The sequence below is a fragment of the Nocardia goodfellowii genome, assembly GCF_017875645.1.
Taxonomy (GTDB): Bacteria; Actinomycetota; Actinomycetes; order Mycobacteriales; family Mycobacteriaceae; genus Nocardia; species Nocardia goodfellowii.
The window spans coordinates 5,680,632-5,698,943 of the sequence record NZ_JAGGMR010000001.1 but is presented as its reverse complement, the minus strand read 5'-3'; the positions used below and the strand labels follow the sequence as shown (position 1 = coordinate 5,698,943).

The window sequence follows — 18,312 nt, the reverse complement described above, 5'->3', positions numbered from 1 at the left end:
GTCAGAGCGCGGTCGTGGCTAAAGTCGCTGCCATGGTGAGCATTTCGCGCCCGGCTGCGGACCCGCGCAGATCATGAAGCCGGTCACATAGCGGTCGTACCGTTCGGCGTTCTGCACCATGCGCAGGCCCCGGTCATCCGCTCGCATTTCCGCCGCGGTGGTCAGAAATCTGAGTTCGATCACGTCCACCCACCAGTGCGGCTGAGTGAACTTCCGGTATCTGACCTCGTAGACCAGAGTCATCGGAGCGGGCGCGGCGGTGACGTTCAGCCACTCGTCCTCCCAGATCCTCTGGAAATCGGGACCGACGACGGCCTGGTATCCACTCCACTCCAGGTAGCCGCCCGCGCCGGGTTTATCCTCTTTGGCCACCGCGGCCGACACTCCCATACCCATGAACGCGGCGACCAGGCCGAGGGACAGCAGCGTCATGGTCGCGGAGGCGGTGGTGACGGGGGCGCGACGGCGGGCCAGCCTGGCGCGCAGTCGGCGCCGCGCCAGCCGCCGGGACCGATTTCTTCTGAGCAGTGGTAGTTCGACACGAAGCCAGGACCACATCGCCGCCGCGATCACCAGGGGAATGGCCGCCAGAATGACGAGCTCGAGCCGCACAGAGGGCACCAGGAATCCCATCGGCGGGACATAGATCATGATCGCGATCGCGGTCGTCACCATGTAGACCGGCAGCACGTGAATCGAGCGCAGTACAACGCGCACGATCGGCAGCGCGCTCCGGGCTATCGACCACAGCGCCACACCGATACTCGCGACCAGCAGCGCGAGCGCGGCCCGATTCGATTCCAGGAGTACGCCGATACCGCCCCCGGCGACATTGTCCCACCACTTGTACATATTGATCTGCGCGACGACGAAGGTGCACGCGGCGACCGCCAGCAGTGGCAGTCCGACCGAACTCAGGCGCGTGCTCCGCGACGGTAGCTGCAACGCCAGGCGCAGCCGCTCCCGCTGGAAAGCCCAGAAGCCATGCCGCCGAGCGTTGTTCAACTGAGCGATGCGCTCGACCTCACGATGAACCGCGTCTTCGAGGACCGCACGATCGGCCTGCGTCAGCACGCCGCCGCCGTCCTCGGTGACCTTCAGCAGCGCCTGTAGCACTTCGAAGGGTTGTTTGCGGGCGTTCCGCACGCTGTAGGCGCCGGCGATGAACGCCGCCAGGACCGCACCGACGCCGCTCAGAAGTATCTGCCACCACGACCCCACGGCGAGAGATCTTCGCAGACCGCGGAATCGGAGCGACGAGTGGTCGCCGGGCCGGGCTCTTCGTCAGCCGTAAGACGCCATCGCGGGACTGGGGTCCGAAACGGCTGCGGTCTCCCGGGTTTCGGGCAATTCGATGGCATCGGAGGTGCAGGCGAGTGCCATCGAGCGGTGCGGGTAGACCGCTATCGCGCAGTCCGGACGGGTCAGCTGCAGTGGACGTGCCGCGGGACCGGTCGCGATGACCGCGAACACCGTATGCGGCCAAGCCCTGGCGTTGGCTTTCGCGAGGACGCTCACACCGGCGGCGTCCATGAACCACACGCCGCTCAGATCTACCAGGACACGGCTGGGATGGTCGTCGAAGATGCACTCCAGCGCGGCGGCCAGGGAAGGAATGGTGTGGGAGTCGACTTCTCCGGCTACGACGAGGATTCGCCCGGAATCGTGCTCTTCTTCGAGCTCGACGGTGATCGTTCCTGATCTACAGAGCATCGGTAACTCCTAGATAGGTGGAGGTCACTTCGTCTTGCACAGCGGGCTATCCGTCTCGGCACCTGCTCAGGTGAGCAGCGTATTCATAATGGTGCCCGCGCTGGTCGCGAGCAGACCGCCGATCATGGCGCCGGCCACCATCTTCGGTGACTCCAGCCAGCTGCCGGTCCATTTCTCCCAGGCGAACCTCGCAGCCGCGAAGACAATCGCGGCAATGCCGGACCCCAACACGAGCCAAGTCAAATAGCTCAACATCTGCTGGAGTTGCTCCGCCACCGGCGGTGCCTCCGGGGAGGACTTGCTGATTTGTGCCAAAACGTCGAACGCGGTGATATCGACCATCGCCAATGCTCATTCCGCTCGAGTCACAGTGACGACCTTCACGACGAATGCTACCGATTAACCAGCACGATCTATTTACACCGTCCGGTGATAAACCAGGGCCACGGATCACCGAGTGCGATTCAGGGAAAGCGTTATTCGACGACGGCCTTGATCCGTTCCAGCGTTTCTCGCATGCCCTGCCGGTTGGTTCGGTCGCGTGCTCGACCGGCGATCAGCCAGTACAGCCGCAGCGGCGGGCCCTGCCATATCTCCGTGGCGGGCCCTGCCATTCGAACTGTCACGCTGTCTTGCATGTTCGTACGTTAACCGCTTCCGCGGGGCGGCGAGAGTTGCAGAGAAATGTTTGCATAGATGAGTTTGCAAAGGCTACTCTGCAACTATGCCTGACGAGATGCCGCCGCCCAGAGAGATCACCGACGCGGCCGCACTGCGCGCATTGGCGCATCCCCTGCGGCAACGCATCCTGCGCGCGCTGGCCGAGAACGGGCCCGCGACCTCCACCGCACTCGGTGCCTTGCTGGGGGAGAACACCGGGGCGACCAGTTACCACCTGCGCCAGCTGGCCGAACACGGGTTCATCGAGGAGGCCCCGGAGTTGGCGAAGGGGAAGGAGCGGTGGTGGCGTTCGCCACCGAAGGATCTGCGGTACCGCATGCACGGCGACCAGTCGCCAGAGTTGCGCCAACTGCTGGAAGGGTTGTTCGCGCAGCACCTCGCCGAGGACATCGCGATGTTCCAGCAGTTCGAGGCCGAACGCGCCGAACTCGGCGAGTGGGCCGACATCATGCCCTTCTCACGGGGCGCGGTCTACGCGACGCCCGCCGAAATCGAGGAGTTCTTCGAGGATTACTTGCTGTTGCTCAAGCGCTTCCAGGCCACCCATCAGCGGAACCGGCCCGGCGCCCGCCGCGTGCTGACCCGTTTTCTGGCTTTCCCGGCGCCCGGCGCCACTTCGGCCGAGTAGGACCCCAAATGCTTTCGATCGTTCGACATATCGCCGTGCTCGTCACCCTATTCGCTGCTGTCTGCTGCGGAATGCCCTCGGCCTACGCGCAGGATCACACGACGGTGGAGATCACCTTCGCCCGTGGTGACGGGAGCACCACGACCGGCACGGTGCACGCGCCGGCCGGCTCCACCGGCCGACCCGGTGTCGTCCTCGTGCATGGATCGGGTGACGGCCGGTCCGCGCATTATGTGCAGACCGCCGAAGCGTTCGCGCGCGCGGGCGTCGTCGCGCTGCGCTACGAGAAGCGCACCGAGGGATATACGCCGGCGCATCGCGACTATTCGCTGCTGGCAGATGACGCGCTGGCAGGTCTCGCCGCACTGCGAAGCCGCCCGGAAGTCGATCCCGCCCGGGTGGGCCTGTGGGGGTTGTCCGAGGGCGGATGGGTTGCGCCGCTTGCCGCTTCGCGGTCCAGCGACGCCGCCTTCCTGATCACCATCGGCGCGAACTCGGTCGCGCCGGCCACACAGCAGGCATGGGCGAACGAGACCAGATTCGGGGCCGGGGGAGTGCGTGGATCGATGGTCGATGCGCTGGCGCGCAACGGGATTCGTCATCTGGTCGGAGCCGGACAGTTCGCGCAGGCCGACTACGATCCGATTCCGGTACTGGAACGACTCCGACTGCCGGTGCTCGCCATCTGGGGCGAGCACGATCGGCTGACCCCGCCGGGTGACAGCCTGCGCGGTTTCCGATCCGCGTTCGACCGAGCCGGTAAAACCAACTACACGCTGGTCACTCTGCCCGGTGCCCAGCACGGCGGCCAGCCGACCACCGACGGCTTCGACAAACTGCCCGGCCTGGCGCCCGGCTACGGCGAACTCATGGGGCAGTGGGTGCACGGGCTGCCCGGTTCGGCTACGCCGCCACGGGCGGATCCGCCTGCGGCGCAGGGGCACTCGGTGCGCGATCTCGCGCCGCTGGCCTGGTGGGAGTCGGCCGCGGTCAACCTGGTGCTGCTGGGCGGAATCGTCCTCGCGTTCCTCGGTTACGCGCTGACCGGCGCAGTGCGCGCCTGGCGTCTCCCGGACCCGCGTCCCGCCCGCATCATGGTCTCGGCGGCCACGATCGGGATCATCGGCACCGTCGTCCAGCTCGGCTACATCCTCACCACCCGCGCCACCTCCTTCGGCCCCCTGCTGTTCGGACGGACCCTGCCGTGGCTGGCGTTGCAGCTGGTCGCCGTGTGCGCGGTGCTAGCGCTGGGCCTGGTTCTCGTGCGGGGACGCCGCACACTGACCGGAGCGACCAGAGGCGCGCGGACCCGTTGGTTCGTAATGGCCGTCAGCGGAACCGGTTTCGTGCTGTGGGCGGTTTACTGGGGTCTACTGCTGCCGTGAACCGGTCGACTCGAGCCTGCTGGAAGTAACCGAGTCCCCGCGAGAGGGTCGGGCCGAAGGTCTCGAATCGATGTGACCTTCGGCCGGTGTTCCGAACACCTCGAGTGGGCACGGTGGAGGGAATCCATCGATTCGGAGGGTTCGTATGCGAACGGAGCATGTGGCGCACACCAGCCCGATTGCCGCGTGGAAGTCCCTGTGTGCGGGCAATCGGCGGTTCGTCACCGGTACGCCGCGGCGCCGCACCCGGGCTGCCCTTGCGGGACTGGTCGACGGGCAGCGGCCCTCGGCGGTCGTGTTCGGCTGCGGAGATTCGCGGGTCGCCACGGAGATCATCTTCGATCAGGGACTGGGGGACATGTTCGTGGTCCGGACCGCCGGGCACGTCATCGATAGTGCGGTGCTCGGGTCGATCGAGTACGGCGTAGCGGTTCTGCGCGCTCCGCTCATCGTGGTGCTCGGCCATGAGAGGTGCGGAGCGGTCGCCGCCGCCCTCGACGCGCTCGACAACGGCGTCGCACCGGGCGGGTTCGTCCAGTGCGTCGTGGACCGCGTCACTCCCTCGATCGTGCGGGGTCGGCGTGCCGGGCTGACCGAGGTCGAGGAGTTCGAAGCCCGGCACGTCGAGGAGACCGCGCGACTGCTCATGCGCCGCTCGTCCACGATCGCGGACCGGGTCGCCGTCGGTGACCTGGCCATCGCGTGTGCCACCTACCGTCTCGGCGACGGCCAGGCCCAGCTCCGTAGCGCTATCGGCGCCCTCGATCAGCCCGGCGTCGAGCCGCCGCCGACGAGTCGGGAGTGCACCTGACGGTTCGATTCACCCGTGGTTTGCCGTAAGGATTCGGGGGCATCTTCGAGTCAGGCGGGTGAGCCCGCGCGGCTGGTGCGAGTCGCGGTTGGGGTAGTGGGTCGGACAAGGAGGCTCGATGAGTTCGGTTACGGGTTCAGCAAGCGCGGCGGCCGGGGAGGTTCGGTGGTGATCGATCCGACGATGGTGACGGTGGGCGTCGAAGAGGAGTTCTTGCTGGTCGATCCGGGCACGGGAGCGCCGGTCGCGAAAAATACCGAGGTCGCCGCTACCGCCGAAAAGCTCGGCGTCGAGCTGCAACTGGAATTGACCGCCTGCCAGGTGGAAACCAGCACCGCGATCCATACCGATTCCGCGGCGCTGCTGAAGGAACTGGCCGGGTTGCGGCGTGATGTGGCGCGGTGCGCGCAGGACAACGGCGCTCGACTCCTGGCGGTAGCCGTCCCGCCGACGGTGCCGCAGCAGTTCCCGGTCACCGACACCGACCGCTACCGGCGTATCGCGGACAGGTTCGGGATGGTCGCGCATGAACAGGGGTTGAGCGGTTGCCACGTGCACGTCGGGATCCCCGATCGCGAAACCGCGGTCCAAGTCAGTAATTATCTGCGACCGTGGTTGCCGGTGTTCTTGGCATTGACGGCGAACTCCGCGGTCTATCGAGGATCCGAAACGGGATATGCGAGTTGGCGCAACGTGCTGTGGCGCCGTTGGCCCAGCGCCGGTCCGCCGCCCTACTTCGACTCCGTCGCCGAATACGACGCTCTGGTCGAGATGCTTGTCTTCAGCGGCAGCGCCCTCGATTCGAAGATGGTGTATTGGGACGTGCGGGCGTCGGAATCCTTTCCCACGGTGGAAGTCAGAGTCAGTGACGTACCGGCGACCGTCGCCGAAACCGCATTGCTGGCCACCCTGGTTCGCGCGGTGGTGATGACGGCACGGCAGGCACTGGAGCAAGGTCACGGCGCACCGCAGGTGCCGCAGGAAGTGTTGCGTGCGGCCTATTGGAACGCCGCGCGCTACGGACTCGACGGCGATGGTCTCGATCCCGTTTCCCGCCGGATCGCGCCCGCCCGCACGCTGGTGGCCGGTCTGCTCGACTACGTCGACCCGGCGCTGGAAGCCCTCGACGAACGAGAGTTCGTCCACGAGACGCTCAGTTCGGTGCTACATCGAGGCAATGGGGCAAGGCGGCAAATAGCCGCATTACGTCGGCACGACGACGTCGCCGATGTGGTCGGCGAGCTGTCGGTCGCCACTCTCGAGGGCTGTCGATGAGACTGCACAGCGGTTGTCATCACTCCCCAGAGGCATCTCGATCCCCTACCCAGGCTGGATGAACTCTCGTATCGCGTGGTCCTAGCGTCGTCCGCATGATGATCCGGCGCTTGGGCCACGACTTCGCGTACACGTTCTTGGGGCTGCCCCTCGCAGTGGTCAGTTTCAGCCTCCTGGTGCCACTGCTCGCGGCGAGCATCGGCACGATGGTGATCTTTCTCGGCATTCCGCTGCTGGCGTTGACGCTGCTGCTCGCGCGTGGCTTCGCCGATATCGAACGCGTACGCCTGCAGCAGTTGACGGGGCAGGCGATCCCTCGCCCCGGTTACGGCAAGACAGTCGAGGGGTCGGGATGGTTTCGCCGGATCACCGCACCGATCAGGCAGAGTCAGAGTTGGCTGGATCTGCTCTATCCCGTCGTCAACCTGCCGATCGCGATCGTCACGTTCGTGCTGCCGGTCGTCTGGTGGTCGATGACGTTGGGTGGCTTGACCTTCTGGTTCTGGGGCAGATTCATTCCGCACGGCGACGACCACGACATCTTCATCGAGACGATCATGGGCACGGACACCGCCCACAACCGGACGATCCTCTACACGATCATCGGAGTCATAGCGCTGATTACCCTGCCCGTCGTCCAGCGAGGCAGCGCCGCCCTGCACGCCGCTTTCGCCCAGACTCTGCTCACCCGGCTCGCTGTCATGCAGGGGCGCTTCGATGATGTGAGCCCAGCTGTTTGTTCCGGACGGACACGGGTAGCCGGTGTCGAGGGGCCTACCGTAGGAGACGAGAATGCCGAAAACTACGAAGGCCGGCAAACCGATCAAGAGCGAGCTGCCGAGCACTCTCGTTAAGTCCGAGTCCAAAGCGCAGCGCACCTTCGCCGAAACCTACGACTCCGCGATCCAGGAGTACGGCGACGAGCAACGCGCGCATCGAGTGGCCTACGCCGCGCTCAAACACAGCTACGAGAAGGTCGGCGATCACTGGGAACCCAAGGAGCGAAAGGGACCCTCCGACCCCCGCGCCGAAAGCGGAGGGCCGAACGCCAGGGGAGAGACCGCGGAGGGCGTCGACGCGAATGCCAGTAAGAAGCATCTTCAGGATGTGGCGCGCAGACTCGACATCGCAGGACGTTCCACGATGACCAAGGATCAGCTGGTCGACGCCATCAAGAAGGCGAATCGGCGCGAAAGCGCGGCAGCGCGCTGAGGGTGGCTCGGTGCTCGGCCTGTGGGCGTCGAGCCGGAAGCTCCGCCGCCGTCCGCCGTCCGCCGTCCGCCGTCCGCGCCGCCGATGCCTGCGTAGCCGAGGTGGCGGTGGCCGACGCCGGTAGCCCGGCGGGCGGCGTGGTGTGCCTGCATCGCGACGGACCCGGGATGCGCTCGGCAAGGCATCGGCCGTGCGACCGAGCGCATCCGGCTCGCGGAATTCGTGGGTCGTCAGATTCGCGCCGGACCCCGGCCGACTAGCTTCCGGAATTCCTTTCGCGCATCGCGCGCTCGCCCGTGACCTCGACATCGTCATCGGCGAGCGGTTCCGGCTCGCGCCACTCCTCGGCCCGGCTGGATCGGTTGCCGCGCAAAGTGCCCTGGAGTTCGTGCGCCAGTTCGTCATCCTGTTTGGGGCCGTGTTTGCTGTTTCCTCGTTCCATCTCTGACCTCCTCGGATTCATCGCACTTATCGATGCGAGCTGCCACGCCTTCTGGTGTTTTCTCGGCGGAATAAAGGCGGCTCAGCGATTCCGAAACGAACGGGCCGTCCCGCTCGCGCTCATGATCCCTTCAGCGGATCGTGGCCTAGCGACATCAGTCGGTGTCGCCAATGCGCTTGTCCGGCAACCGGTTCCAAGTCCGATCGACGGGTGGCGGACACCTCGTCCACCACCGCGCGCATGGCCTCGATATCGTCGGCGACCAGATCTGTGCGCCGTTTACCGAGGATCGCCAGCACTCGGCGGCCGAGCTGCGGCCCCGAGTGGTCTGGTAACGCTTCGGTGTCCGGGCCCGCGCTTTCGGTGCGTAGCCAATCCCGCAACTCGCGGGAGGACATGTTCACGACGCGGTGGAACTCTTCCCACAGATCGTCGTCGACGTGGGTCTCCGCCAACGCGCTCACCCCATTCCCAGTCGAGTTCGGAGATCGTCCGGTCGGTACCCGGCGACCATCGCCATCCGGGCCCTTTCGATTCGATCGGCATCTGGCATGCATTCCTCCTTTCGTGCGGGCGCCTGTCGACTACCCCGAGGCCGCACAGCAAAACCCGTAGCTCCCAGGCACAGGCTTTTCGAGCACTTGTTCGATGAGGTGCCGGTTCGCGGTCTAGACAGGTCAATGGGCGGATGCGGCGGCACGCCGGGAGTTCGAACCTGCCGGTCGTTTCGATCGCGCTGCGCGCAACCGGTGAAACCGGCACACCGCTGCGCGATCGTGGGGGCATGACTTCCACTACCGCATCCTCGATTACCGATGCCGAGCTCGACGCCGTCTTCGCCCCGATTTTCGACCGGATCGCCGTCGGTGCGGTGGCGCGGGAGGTCGACCGGAGATTGCCGTACGAAGAGGTGACCTGGCTGACGGAGGCCCGGTTCGGTGCGCTGCGGGTACCGGTCGAGTTCGGTGGGTACGGTGCGAGTGTGCGCCAGCTGTTCCGGCTGCTCATCGACCTGGCGGCCGCGGAATCGAATCTGCCGCAGGCGCTGCGCGTGCACTGGTCGTTCGTGGAGGATCAGCTGCTGGCCGAGCCGGGGCCGCAGCGGGAGCGGTGGTTGCGGGCGGTCGCGACGGGCACCCTGGTCGGTAACGCGATCACCGAACCGGGCGTCGGCGCGGTCGACCGGTATCACACCCGGTTGACCGGCGACGGTGACCGGTTGCTGCTCAACGGTGTGAAGTACTACAGCACCGGTTCGCTGTTCGCCGACCACATCCTGGTCGCGGCCGACCAGGACGGTGCGCGGGTCGGGGTATTGGTCGACGCGGACGCCGAGGGCGTGGTGCAACGCGACGACTGGGACGGTTTCGGGCAGCGACTCACCGCCAGCGGCACCACGGAGTTCACCGATGTCGTGGTCGCACCGGACCGCGTCCTCGGTCCCGGCTACGGTGTCGCGGGCCCCACCTACGGCACCGCCTACCTGCAACTGGTGCAGCTCGCGGTGCTCGCCGGAATCGCCGCCCGCGCCGAACGCGACGCCAGGGAATGGGTGAGCGCGCGCACCCGTACCTACACCCACGCCGCGGCTGACCTGCCGCGCGAGGACCCTCTTGTGCAGCAGGTGATCGGCAAGCTGTCGGCGGCGGCGTTCACCGCCCGGGCGGCAGTCCTGGCCGTCGCGGACATTCTGGACCGGGTCCTCGACGCCGGAGCGCAGGACCCCGAGGATCTCGTCGCCGCCGAATTGGCCGCAGCCCAAGCGCAACTCGGAGTGATCGACATCGTGCTCGCCGCCACGACACAGCTGTTCGAACTCGGTGGCGCCTCGATCGTGTCCGAACAGCTGCGTCTGGACCGGCACTGGCGCAACGCGCGCACCGTTTCCGTGCACAACCCCGCCCTCTTCAAAGCCCGCGCGGTCGGTGACCACCTGCTCAACGGCACCGAGTTGCCGTTCGGTTGGAGCGCGGGCGAACGCCGCACCGGCGCAACGGAATCGGTGACACGATGAGCAAACTGATCCGGTTCAACGCGTTCGACATGAACTGCGTCGCCCACCAGTCACCGGGGCTGTGGCGTCATCCCGAAGACCAGTCCCACCGCTACACCGACATCCGCTATTGGACCGAACTGGCGAAGCTGTTGGAACGCAGGCGGTTCGACGGCATCTTCATCGCCGATGTCCTCGGCACCTACGACGTGTACGGCGGCGACGACACGGCCGCGTTGCGCCAGGGCGCGCAGACACCGGTCGCAGACCCGCTGCTGCTGGTGTCGGCGATGGCCGCGGTGACAGAGCACCTCGGATTCGGGATCACCACCGGCACCGGATTCGAGCATCCGTTTCCGTTCGCCCGCCGCATGTCCACCCTCGACCACCTCACTCGCGGGCGACTCGGCTGGAATGTGGTCACCGGGTATCTGCCCTCCGCGGCAAGGAATTTCGGGGACGATGATCAACTCGACCACGACGAACGCTACGACTGGGCCGACGAATACCTCGAGGTGCTCTACAAGCTCTGGGAGGGTTCGTGGGAGGACGACGCCGTGCTTCGCGATGCCGACCGCGGCATCTACACCGATCCCGCGAAAGTGCATCACATCGGGCACTTCGGCAAGCACTACACCGTGCCGGGGATCCACGTGTCCGAACCGTCACCGCAGCGCACACCGGTGATCTATCAGGCCGGCGCGTCACCGCGCGGGGTACGGTTCGCGGCCGAGAACGCCGAAGCGATCTTCATCGCGGGCCCGTCCAAACGAATTCTGGCGCAGACGGTTTCACGGATTCGCGATGCGCTCGAGGCGGCGGGGCGTGGGCGGTACGAGGCGAGGATCTACGCGCTGGCCACCATCATCACCGATGAGACGGACGAGGCGGCACGGGCCAAACACGAGCAATATCTGTCCTACGCGAGCGTCGAAGGGGGACTGGTGTTCATGTCGGGCTGGATGGGTATCGACCTGTCGCAGTACGACCTCGACGACCCGATCGGTGATGTGCGCAGCAACGCCATCCAGTCCGCGGTCGCCGCGTTCCAGGAGTTCGACGATGACGGCCGCGAGTGGACGGTGCGGGACATCGGTCGCTGGGCCGGAATCGGCGGCATGGGACCGGTATTCACCGGTTCGGGAGAAAGCGTCGCCGACTTACTGCAGGAGTGGGTTGCCGACACCGATATCGACGGGTTCAACCTCGCCTACGCGATCACTCCCGGTACGTTCGAAGATATTGTCCGCCACGTGGTTCCGGTATTGACCGAACGTGGGGTATACCGCACCGAATACGAGCAGGGGACATTGCGCAACGCGTTGTTCGGTGCGGGCGACCGGCTCCCGTCGCACCATCGTGGCGCCGGATACCGCGTCGGTGCCGCGCATTCGACCGTGCTGCCGCGGCCCGAGCCCGTGGCGGAACCAGTGGGTAGCTAGGGATCAATTCGCGCTGATCGCAACACTCTTCATCGGGTGACGGTCAGCGCAGTATTCCACTATGACATCGCAGACTCCCGTTTCCCGCTCCACTCGTTCGGCCGCGGTAATCGGCGCCGGCCAAGCCGGCGTCACTGCGGCGCTAGGTCTTCTCGACGCCGGTTTCACCGTCACCCTCTACAGCGATCGAGATCAACGCTCGCTGCGCGACGATGTGCCCGCCACCGGCACCGCCCTGGAATTCGGCGAAGCGCAGCAGGCCGAAGCCGCGCTCGGGCTCGACAGCTACACCGGCCGCGCACCCCGTCACACCGGGCTCAGTGTGCGCATCGCCGGGCCGGAGAACGCCGAGCTCATCGCGTTCGACGGCACCTTCGACGGGTATGTCGGGGTCGCGGTCGATACCCGGCTCAAGGCCGACGAGCGGCTGACCGCCTTCCGTGCGGGCGGCGGCGAATTCGTCGTCGACAATGTCACACCACAGTCGCTCGACGCGATCGCCGCCGCCAACGATCTCACCCTGGTCGCCACCGGTCGCGGCGGATTGTCCGACCTCTTCCCGATCGACACCACCCGCACCGTCTACGACAAGCCGCAACGCTCGCTGCTCACCGTTACCGTGACGGGCCTCGGCTACGACTCCGGGGTGTTCGCGCACCGCGGTCCCGCCGGGGGTGCGCACAGCCTGTTCTCCATCCTCGCCGAACAGGGCGAAGCGTGGTGGGGGCCGTACCTGCACAAGGACGTGGGTCCGAGCTGGGCTTTCCTGGGGTGGGCGCGTCCGGGAAGCGACTGGGAAACCCGTTTCGCCGCAGCGGATTCCGCGGAATCGGCGTTGCGGATCGTGAAGGACCTCTACCGCGACTACATCGACTGGGACCTGCCGGAGGTGCAGGCGACCCAGGTGATCGCCGAAGACCCGCACTCCTGGCTCAAAGGCGCGGTCCGACCGGTCGTGCGGGCAGGTGTGGGACGCACCGAGAGTGGCCGCGCGGTCGCGGCGCTCGGGGACACCGCCGTCGCCTACGACCCCGTCGCCGGGCAGGGCGCGCAGAGTGGCCTGATCCAGGCGCAGCGGCTGGTGGCGGCCGCCGCCGTCCACGACGGACCCTTCGACGAGCAGTGGATCGCCGACCAGTACGCCGCGTTCCTCGCCGCCCGCAGCGACGCCGCCGCCAAGGTGACCCGGTTGTTCCTCAGCGACCCGGAGTTCGCCGATATCGGTGGACAGTTCTTCGCCACCGCCGCCGTCGACCCCCGCTTCGCCTCGGCGCTGGTCGGGCTGCTGCACCGGCCGCAGCCCTTCCTCGACATCGACACTCCCGCCGACGCCGCCGCGTACATCACGCAGGTCACCGGTGTGGACGCGGGCGAACTGCTGGCGAAGTTCACACCGGCGGGCCGCTTCGCGCGTTCGACGTTCGCGCCGGTCGCCGTCGGATAACGACAACCCCCTTTCGCATGCGGTGGGCCGGCCCGCCGCACGAACTCTGGAGCAAGCTATGACAACCGAGCGGATCGCAGATCGGATCCAGTTCGCCTACTGGGTCCCCAACGTGAGCGGTGGCCTCGTCACCAGCGATATCGAACAGCGCACCGGCTGGGATTACGAATACAACAAGAAGCTCGCGCAGACCGCGGAACGCAACGGCTTCGACTACGCCCTGTCCCAAGTCCGCTACACCGCCTCCTACGGCGCCGAATTCCAGCACGAGTCCACCTCGTTCAGCCTGGCGCTGCTGCTGGCCACCGAACGGCTGAAGGTGATCGCCGCTATCCATCCCGGGCTGTGGCACCCCGCGGTGCTCGCGAAATTCGGCGCCACCGCCGACCACCTCTCCAACGGGCGGTTCGCGATCAATGTGGTGTCGGGCTGGTTCGCGGGGGAATTCCAGGCCCTCGGCGAACCGTGGCTCGAGCACGACGAACGGTACCGGCGCAGCGGCGAATTCCTCGAGGTGATCCGCAAGATCTGGACCGAGGACGAGGTGAATTACGGCGGCGACTTCTACCGTATCCGTGATTTCACCCTCAAGCCGAAACCGCTCAACACCCCGGAACGGCCCAATCCCGAACTGTTCCAGGGCGGTAACTCGACGGCGGCCCGACGCAATGGCGGCCGACACGCCGACTGGTATTTCTCCAACGGCAAGGACTTCGACGGCGTCACCGAACAACTCGACGACCTGCGCACCGTCGCCCGCGAGAACGAGCGGGAGGTGAAATTCGGGCTCAACGGATTCATCATCGCCCGCGACACCGAAAAGGAAGCGCGCGATACGTTGCGCGAGATCATCGAGAAGGCGAACAAGCCCGCGGTCGAGGGATTCCGGGACGCGGTGCAGCAGGCGGGCGCCTCGACCAGCGACCGCAAGGGCATGTGGGCGGATTCTTCCTTCGAAGATCTGGTGCAGTACAACGACGGTTTCCGCACCCAATTGATCGGCACCCCCGAGCAGGTGGCGGAACGGATCGTCGCCTATCGCGATCTCGGCGTCGACCTGATTCTCGGTGGCTTCCTGCATTTCCAGGAGGAGATCGAATACTTCGGTGCCAAGGTGCTGCCGTTGGTCCGCGAACTCGAGGCGGCCCGGGTTCCCGCGGCGGTGGTCGGCTGATGACCGCGGCCACCGCCCATCGCATCACCTCCGCCACCGAGGCCGTGACCGTCGCGGCCGAACTCGCCCGCGAGTTCGCGCCCGCCGCCGCGGTCCGCGACCGCGACCGCGAATTGCCGTACGCACAACTGGACCGGTTGGCATCGTCGGGCTTGCTCGCGATCACCGTGCCCACCGCATTCGGTGGGGCCGATCTGGGGCCCAGCACGGTGGCGGAGGTGGTGCGGCTGCTGGCGGTGGCCGACCCGAATATCGCGCAGATCCCGCACAGCCATTTCGTCTATCTGAATCTGTTGCGCCTGGCAGGTACCGCGCCACAGCAACGCGAATTCTTCGGAGCGGTCCTCGGTGGCGCGCGCATCGCGAACGCCCAGTCCGAACGCGGCGGCAGGACCATCACCAACATTTCCACCACTGTGCGTCCGGTCGGCCACGAATTCCGCATCGACGGCACGAAATACTATTGCACCGGTTCACTGTTCGCCGACCTGCTCGCCGTACTCACCCGGCTCGACGACCCCGACGCGGGCAGCGGCCTTCCCGCAGGCGAGTACATCGCATTCCTGCCCGCCCGGACGCCAGGCGTACGGATCGTCGACGATTGGAACGGTCTCGGCCAGCGCACCACCGGCAGCGGCACCGTCGAATTCGACAATGCACGGGTGCGGTCCGAGCAACTCGTTCCCCGCGCGAAAGCCCTCGCCGGACCCACCGCCTACGGGGCGTACGCCCAGCTTCTGCATGCCGCGATCGATACGGGCATCGCGCGTGGAGCACTCACCGCCGCAACGGAATTCGTGCGCGAACAGGCCAGGCCCTGGTTCGAGGCCGGCGTCGACCGCGCCATCGACGACCCCTTACTCATCCAGCGATTCGGCGAATTGGCAGTCACGGTGGTGACGGCCGAGGCGGCCCTCGCGGCCGCGGGAGCCGCCGTCGATTCGGCGATCACCACACCGGACCCCGGCGAACACACCCTGGCCGCCCAGGCGTCCCTCGCCGTCGCGACGGCCAAGATCGTCGCCGATCGCGCGGCGGTCGACGTATCGTCCACCCTGTTCGAAGTAGGCGGAACCCGCAGTGCCGCAGCAGATCTCAACCTCCACCACTTCTGGCGCAACGCCCGCACCCACACCCTGCACGACCCCGTCCGGTGGAAATACCACCACCTCGGCCGCGCCCTACTCCACAACACCCCACCACCCACCCACGGCACTTTCTGAATCCCGGTCGCGGAGGTCAGTGGATGGGTAGCCAGTTGCCGTGGAAGCCGGTGGGGACGCGAACGGGGAGATGGATTCGAGCCAGCGGCTGTGCGGTGAGGTCGGTGGCGTCGAGAATCATCAGATAGCTGGTTCGGTCGGCGTGGTTGTGGGCCAAGGTCCTCGTCACCATCTCGCCACAGTGTCGGTACGCGGGTGCCGGTGACCGGGCCGCTGCGCGAACGCCCAGTACAACGTTCAGCGAGCAGGTCGGAATTCGACGAGCAATGCTGCGAGTCCGGGTACGCTCATCTGATCCCGAAACGCTCACGGCCAGTGCGCGTCCCGAGGTGCGTGTGGTTCGTTTCTGCTGTGTCCTGCTCTGCCTTGGGAGGTCGTCGTGCGTGTCGGTCGATTGGTATCAGTTGTCGCCGCGGTGATGCTCGCCGCGCTCATCTCCGGCGGGGGCACTGCCGCCGGGCAGAGCGATTACGCGCAGACCGGGCTTACCCTGCACAACCAGTACCGGGCGAAGCATGGTTCTCCCGCGATGACCTCGACCCAGAACATGAACAGCCGGGCGCAGCAATGCGCGAAGTACTACGCCACCAAGGGAACGATCGATCACAGCTGTCCTTACAAGAACGGGGCGGGGGAGAATCTCGTTGGGGGACAGGGCAACTGGGGCGCTGTCTCCTTTGTGCAGATGGCCACGAAGATGTGGTATGACGAGGTCTCCGCCTACGACTACAACAACCCCGGGTTCAGTATGCAAACGGGCCATTTCACGCAGTTGGTGTGGAAGGCCAGCACCGGACTTGGTATCGGATACGCCTCGGAGGGCGGCTACACCGTCGCTGTCGCTCTTTACAATCCGCCAGGCAACATGCAGGGACAATTTCCCCAGAATGTGCCACGTCCGCGCTGACCCGGGCCTCTTGAATCAGGGTTCTGGAGCTACTCGTCTATCTGGTGCGCACGTTGACCTCGGGATGCGCGCTGGAGCTCGGCGACCGCGGCCGCCGCGGCGTGCACGGCGCTGTTGATCGAGATCTCGCCGCGCATGCCGGGCGCGGCGACCATATCGCCGACCAGGTAGACCCCGTCGCCACGCTCGATCGCCGGCCGGTCCCGCCAGGTCTGGCCGGGCAGGTCGAGGGCTCCGGTGCGGCCTTTGGCGACAGCGGTGCGGGTGAACGTGGTGCGCTCGGCCCGCCCCGGCACGACGGCGTCGGCGAAGGCAGCGAGCCTGGCCTGGGCGTCGGCACGGGATTCGTTGTCCCGCACCGGCATTTGCAGCTGGAACAGTGACTCCCCGGCCGGGGCGATGGTGTCGTCCTGCATGGTGTAACTCTCGTGGAATCCGCCCTCGTCGAGGTCGAAGACGAGGTTGCGGTCGCGGCGATCGGAGTGCACGGCCAGGTCGAGTAGCGCGGCATGCCCGCTTGTCCAGCTGAGACTCTTGTCCGCGAGCAGGGCGCGCGCCGCGGCCAGCTCGGTGGCGATGATGACGGGTCCGGCCGCGGTGGACACCTCGCCCACCCGAGCGCGGGTCTCGATCACGACGCCCAGTTCGCGAGCGCGCTCGCCCATCCGGTCGACCACCGTCTGCCAACCGCCGCGGACCCAGCGCACCGCCGGCACCCGCGGTCCGAACACCCGCTGGAACAACTCCCACACGAACGCGGCCGACAGTCGCCCGGTATCGGCGTCGTAGGTCACCGCGCTGATCGCGTGCGCCAGCTGCGCCGCGGTCCGCTCACCCCAGCGACCGGCCGCCCAGGTGTGGAAGTCCAGGTCGACCGGCGCCGTCAGGAAGGCGCGGGATTGCGCGCGCAGCATCCCGACCGGGGGAGCCTTGCGCACCCGCCGATCGATCCGGAAACCGATCCGCGCCGCCTGGCGGGGGCTGGGCAGGCCGAGTCCGGCCACGAAACCGCGTTTCCGCAGCCAGGTGTAGTGCGGGCCATCGGCGTAGAAGACGTGCGCGCCTTCGTGGGCGATGTAGGGTGCCGCCGTCGCACGCCCCCGACCGCCGAGGGTCTGGTGCGCCTCGTAAAGCCTTACCGCCGCGCCGGATTCGGCGCAGGCGATGGCGGCCGTGAGTCCCGCGAACCCGCCGCCGATGACGGTGATGTGATCGGTCGCCATTGTCCTGTCACTCCTTCTCGTTGGATGCGGCCAGCCGCGCCGCGATGAGTTCCGCGCTCGCCCGCAGATAGCGTTCGCTGTCGAGCCCGGCGGGGTGCACGCCGTCGAAGATGTCGCGGATCAGCCAGAAATGGGCGATGGCCCCGACCAGCACGGCCGCTGCGGCGTCCACGTCCAGGTCGTGGTCCGGGCCGGCGAGTTCGGCGAGCCCACGTGCCACCACGGAGGTCACGACGCTGTACTCCTCGCGCTGGAACACCTCCAGCACGCTCGGTGCGATCGTGTTGTCGCGCATCAGGATCCGGGTGACGTCGCGGTCGTGCTCGAGGCGAGTCAAACCGATCCGGCACAGCGCCAGTACCTTGTCCACTGTCGCCGCACCGGGGGCGAGCTCTTCGAGAAGTCCGGCGATCGAGAAGTCGGGCTCGCGGAACCGCTCCCACTCGCCGCGGTCGACCAGCCGCGACCGCACCGCCTCGAGCAACAGCGCGTCCTTGGAGGGGAAGTGCCGGTACAGCGCACCCGATCCGCCCGAAAGCCCTGCCGCCGACTCGATCTGCGCCACGGTGGTCCCGGCGAAACCCCGCGCCCCGAACAGCCGCAACGCCTCGGTGATGATCCGCTCCCGAGCGGGTGATCCCACCGCACCTCCTCTGTAAGTAAGTACCTACTTACAGTTGCAGAGCCGACACGGCGAAGCAATGTTTCCAGCTGGATAACCGGCTCGATGAGAGGAAGCTCACCGACCCCTGCGGGCGG

At 66.8% G+C, this 18,312-nt stretch carries 21 protein-coding genes; 12 read left to right on the top strand and 9 right to left on the bottom strand.

All coding sequences use genetic code 11. The annotated features are described in order from the left end of the window. Positions 1-18: 18 nt before the first annotated feature. The 4 genes from BJ987_RS26305 to BJ987_RS37470 form a co-directional block, all read right to left on the bottom strand. On the bottom strand, positions 19-1,221 hold the full coding sequence (locus BJ987_RS26305; protein ID WP_209895179.1) for a hypothetical protein: 1,203 nt from the start codon (positions 1,219-1,221) through the stop codon (positions 19-21). A gap of 63 nt (positions 1,222-1,284) precedes the next feature. After that, the gene (locus tag BJ987_RS26300) at positions 1,285-1,713 is read right to left on the bottom strand and encodes an STAS domain-containing protein (RefSeq protein ID WP_209895177.1); all 429 of its coding nucleotides are present in this window, start codon (positions 1,711-1,713) and stop codon (positions 1,285-1,287) included. Positions 1,714-1,779: 66 nt separating this feature from the next. Continuing rightward, positions 1,780-2,055, bottom strand: a complete 276-nt coding sequence (locus BJ987_RS26295; protein WP_209895175.1) for a hypothetical protein — start codon at positions 2,053-2,055, stop codon at positions 1,780-1,782. A gap of 134 nt (positions 2,056-2,189) precedes the next feature. Further along, on the bottom strand, positions 2,190-2,351 hold the full coding sequence (locus BJ987_RS37470) for a hypothetical protein (protein WP_245366134.1): 162 nt from the start codon (positions 2,349-2,351) through the stop codon (positions 2,190-2,192). Positions 2,352-2,437: 86 nt separating this feature from the next. Here BJ987_RS37470 and BJ987_RS26285 point away from each other — a divergent pair, with 86 nt between their 5' ends. From BJ987_RS26285 to BJ987_RS26260, 6 genes are all read left to right on the top strand, one after another. Beyond that, the gene (locus BJ987_RS26285; RefSeq protein ID WP_209895173.1) at positions 2,438-3,022 is read left to right on the top strand and encodes an ArsR/SmtB family transcription factor; all 585 of its coding nucleotides are present in this window, start codon (positions 2,438-2,440) and stop codon (positions 3,020-3,022) included. 8 nt (positions 3,023-3,030) lie between these two features. Next, on the top strand, positions 3,031-4,407 hold the full coding sequence (locus tag BJ987_RS26280; protein ID WP_209895172.1) for an alpha/beta hydrolase family protein: 1,377 nt from the start codon (positions 3,031-3,033) through the stop codon (positions 4,405-4,407). A 145-nt stretch (positions 4,408-4,552) separates the two neighbouring features. Then, positions 4,553-5,218 carry a carbonic anhydrase gene (locus BJ987_RS26275; RefSeq protein ID WP_245366133.1) on the top strand — a complete coding sequence of 222 codons (666 nt, stop codon included), beginning with the start codon at positions 4,553-4,555 and terminating at the stop codon, positions 5,216-5,218. A 183-nt stretch (positions 5,219-5,401) separates the two neighbouring features. Beyond that, entirely contained in the window at positions 5,402-6,493 is a 1,092-nt protein-coding gene (locus BJ987_RS26270; protein ID WP_209899120.1) for a glutamate--cysteine ligase 2, read from the top strand. Positions 6,494-6,588: 95 nt separating this feature from the next. Next, positions 6,589-7,347, top strand: a complete 759-nt coding sequence (locus tag BJ987_RS26265) for a sensor domain-containing protein (RefSeq protein ID WP_209895170.1) — start codon at positions 6,589-6,591, stop codon at positions 7,345-7,347. Continuing rightward, a complete protein-coding gene (locus BJ987_RS26260; RefSeq protein ID WP_209895167.1) occupies positions 7,286-7,705 on the top strand; it encodes a ChaB family protein in 420 nt (139 codons plus the stop codon). The genes BJ987_RS26265 and BJ987_RS26260 overlap by 62 nt, the downstream gene beginning before the upstream one ends. Positions 7,706-7,961: 256 nt before the next feature. Here BJ987_RS26260 and BJ987_RS26255 read toward each other — a convergent pair whose 3' ends face one another. Both BJ987_RS26255 and BJ987_RS37465 read right to left on the bottom strand, forming a co-directional pair. Continuing rightward, positions 7,962-8,147, bottom strand: coding sequence for a hypothetical protein (locus BJ987_RS26255; protein ID WP_209895164.1), 186 nt, complete (start codon positions 8,145-8,147; stop codon positions 7,962-7,964). A gap of 119 nt (positions 8,148-8,266) precedes the next feature. Next, entirely contained in the window at positions 8,267-8,611 is a 345-nt protein-coding gene (locus BJ987_RS37465) for a DUF3140 domain-containing protein (protein WP_307869765.1), read from the bottom strand. 320 nt (positions 8,612-8,931) lie between these two features. Here BJ987_RS37465 and BJ987_RS26245 point away from each other — a divergent pair, with 320 nt between their 5' ends. The 5 genes from BJ987_RS26245 (at position 8,932) to BJ987_RS26225 (ending at position 15,423) form a co-directional block, all read left to right on the top strand. Continuing rightward, complete coding sequence (locus BJ987_RS26245; RefSeq protein ID WP_209895160.1) at positions 8,932-10,161, top strand: acyl-CoA dehydrogenase family protein; 1,230 nt, start codon at positions 8,932-8,934, stop codon at positions 10,159-10,161. Continuing rightward, positions 10,158-11,582, top strand: a complete 1,425-nt coding sequence (locus BJ987_RS26240) for an LLM class flavin-dependent oxidoreductase (protein WP_209895158.1) — start codon at positions 10,158-10,160, stop codon at positions 11,580-11,582. The genes BJ987_RS26245 and BJ987_RS26240 overlap by 4 nt, the downstream gene beginning before the upstream one ends. 61 nt (positions 11,583-11,643) lie before the next feature. Next, positions 11,644-13,026 (top strand): styrene monooxygenase/indole monooxygenase family protein, encoded by a 1,383-nt coding sequence (locus tag BJ987_RS26235; protein WP_209895156.1) that lies wholly within the window; start codon positions 11,644-11,646, stop codon positions 13,024-13,026. Positions 13,027-13,084: 58 nt separating this feature from the next. Beyond that, the gene (sfnG, locus tag BJ987_RS26230) at positions 13,085-14,200 is read left to right on the top strand and encodes a dimethylsulfone monooxygenase SfnG (protein WP_209895155.1); all 1,116 of its coding nucleotides are present in this window, start codon (positions 13,085-13,087) and stop codon (positions 14,198-14,200) included. Beyond that, entirely contained in the window at positions 14,200-15,423 is a 1,224-nt protein-coding gene (locus BJ987_RS26225; RefSeq protein WP_209895153.1) for an SfnB family sulfur acquisition oxidoreductase, read from the top strand. The genes sfnG and BJ987_RS26225 overlap by 1 nt, the downstream gene beginning before the upstream one ends. A 16-nt stretch (positions 15,424-15,439) precedes the next feature. Here the strand turns inward: BJ987_RS26225 and BJ987_RS26220 are convergent, their stop codons facing one another. After that, entirely contained in the window at positions 15,440-15,595 is a 156-nt protein-coding gene (locus tag BJ987_RS26220) for a carotenoid oxygenase family protein (protein ID WP_209895151.1), read from the bottom strand. Between the two features lie 207 nt (positions 15,596-15,802). Here BJ987_RS26220 and BJ987_RS26215 point away from each other — a divergent pair, with 207 nt between their 5' ends. Next, complete coding sequence (locus BJ987_RS26215; RefSeq protein ID WP_209895149.1) at positions 15,803-16,330, top strand: CAP family protein; 528 nt, start codon at positions 15,803-15,805, stop codon at positions 16,328-16,330. A gap of 29 nt (positions 16,331-16,359) precedes the next feature. Here BJ987_RS26215 and BJ987_RS26210 read toward each other — a convergent pair whose 3' ends face one another. Further along, positions 16,360-17,553: an FAD-dependent oxidoreductase gene (locus tag BJ987_RS26210; protein ID WP_209895147.1), complete on the bottom strand. Its 1,194-nt coding sequence runs from the start codon at positions 17,551-17,553 to the stop codon at positions 16,360-16,362. Positions 17,554-17,560: 7 nt separating this feature from the next. Beyond that, positions 17,561-18,196, bottom strand: a complete 636-nt coding sequence (locus tag BJ987_RS26205) for a TetR/AcrR family transcriptional regulator (RefSeq protein ID WP_209895145.1) — start codon at positions 18,194-18,196, stop codon at positions 17,561-17,563. Positions 18,197-18,312: the final 116 nt, after the last annotated feature.

Excerpts from the sequence above, each read along its gene's own strand:
- BJ987_RS26300 (WP_209895177.1), bottom strand. The coding sequence starts at position 1,713 with ATGCTCTGTAGATCAGGAACGATCACCGTCGAGCTCGAAGAAGAGCAC.
- BJ987_RS26295 (WP_209895175.1), bottom strand. The coding sequence starts at position 2,055 with ATGGTCGATATCACCGCGTTCGACGTTTTGGCACAAATCAGCAAGTCC.
- BJ987_RS37470 (WP_245366134.1), bottom strand. The coding sequence starts at position 2,351 with ATGCAAGACAGCGTGACAGTTCGAATGGCAGGGCCCGCCACGGAGATA.
- BJ987_RS26285 (WP_209895173.1), top strand. The coding sequence starts at position 2,438 with ATGCCTGACGAGATGCCGCCGCCCAGAGAGATCACCGACGCGGCCGCA.
- BJ987_RS26280 (WP_209895172.1), top strand. The coding sequence starts at position 3,031 with ATGCTTTCGATCGTTCGACATATCGCCGTGCTCGTCACCCTATTCGCT.
- BJ987_RS26275 (WP_245366133.1), top strand. The coding sequence starts at position 4,553 with ATGCGAACGGAGCATGTGGCGCACACCAGCCCGATTGCCGCGTGGAAG.
- BJ987_RS26270 (WP_209899120.1), top strand. The coding sequence starts at position 5,402 with ATGGTGACGGTGGGCGTCGAAGAGGAGTTCTTGCTGGTCGATCCGGGC.
- BJ987_RS26265 (WP_209895170.1), top strand. The coding sequence starts at position 6,589 with ATGATGATCCGGCGCTTGGGCCACGACTTCGCGTACACGTTCTTGGGG.
- BJ987_RS26260 (WP_209895167.1), top strand. The coding sequence starts at position 7,286 with ATGCCGAAAACTACGAAGGCCGGCAAACCGATCAAGAGCGAGCTGCCG.
- BJ987_RS26255 (WP_209895164.1), bottom strand. The coding sequence starts at position 8,147 with ATGGAACGAGGAAACAGCAAACACGGCCCCAAACAGGATGACGAACTG.
- BJ987_RS26245 (WP_209895160.1), top strand. The coding sequence starts at position 8,932 with ATGACTTCCACTACCGCATCCTCGATTACCGATGCCGAGCTCGACGCC.
- BJ987_RS26240 (WP_209895158.1), top strand. The coding sequence starts at position 10,158 with ATGAGCAAACTGATCCGGTTCAACGCGTTCGACATGAACTGCGTCGCC.
- BJ987_RS26235 (WP_209895156.1), top strand. The coding sequence starts at position 11,644 with ATGACATCGCAGACTCCCGTTTCCCGCTCCACTCGTTCGGCCGCGGTA.
- sfnG (WP_209895155.1), top strand. The coding sequence starts at position 13,085 with ATGACAACCGAGCGGATCGCAGATCGGATCCAGTTCGCCTACTGGGTC.
- BJ987_RS26225 (WP_209895153.1), top strand. The coding sequence starts at position 14,200 with ATGACCGCGGCCACCGCCCATCGCATCACCTCCGCCACCGAGGCCGTG.
- BJ987_RS26220 (WP_209895151.1), bottom strand. The coding sequence starts at position 15,595 with ATGGTGACGAGGACCTTGGCCCACAACCACGCCGACCGAACCAGCTAT.
- BJ987_RS26210 (WP_209895147.1), bottom strand. The coding sequence starts at position 17,553 with ATGGCGACCGATCACATCACCGTCATCGGCGGCGGGTTCGCGGGACTC.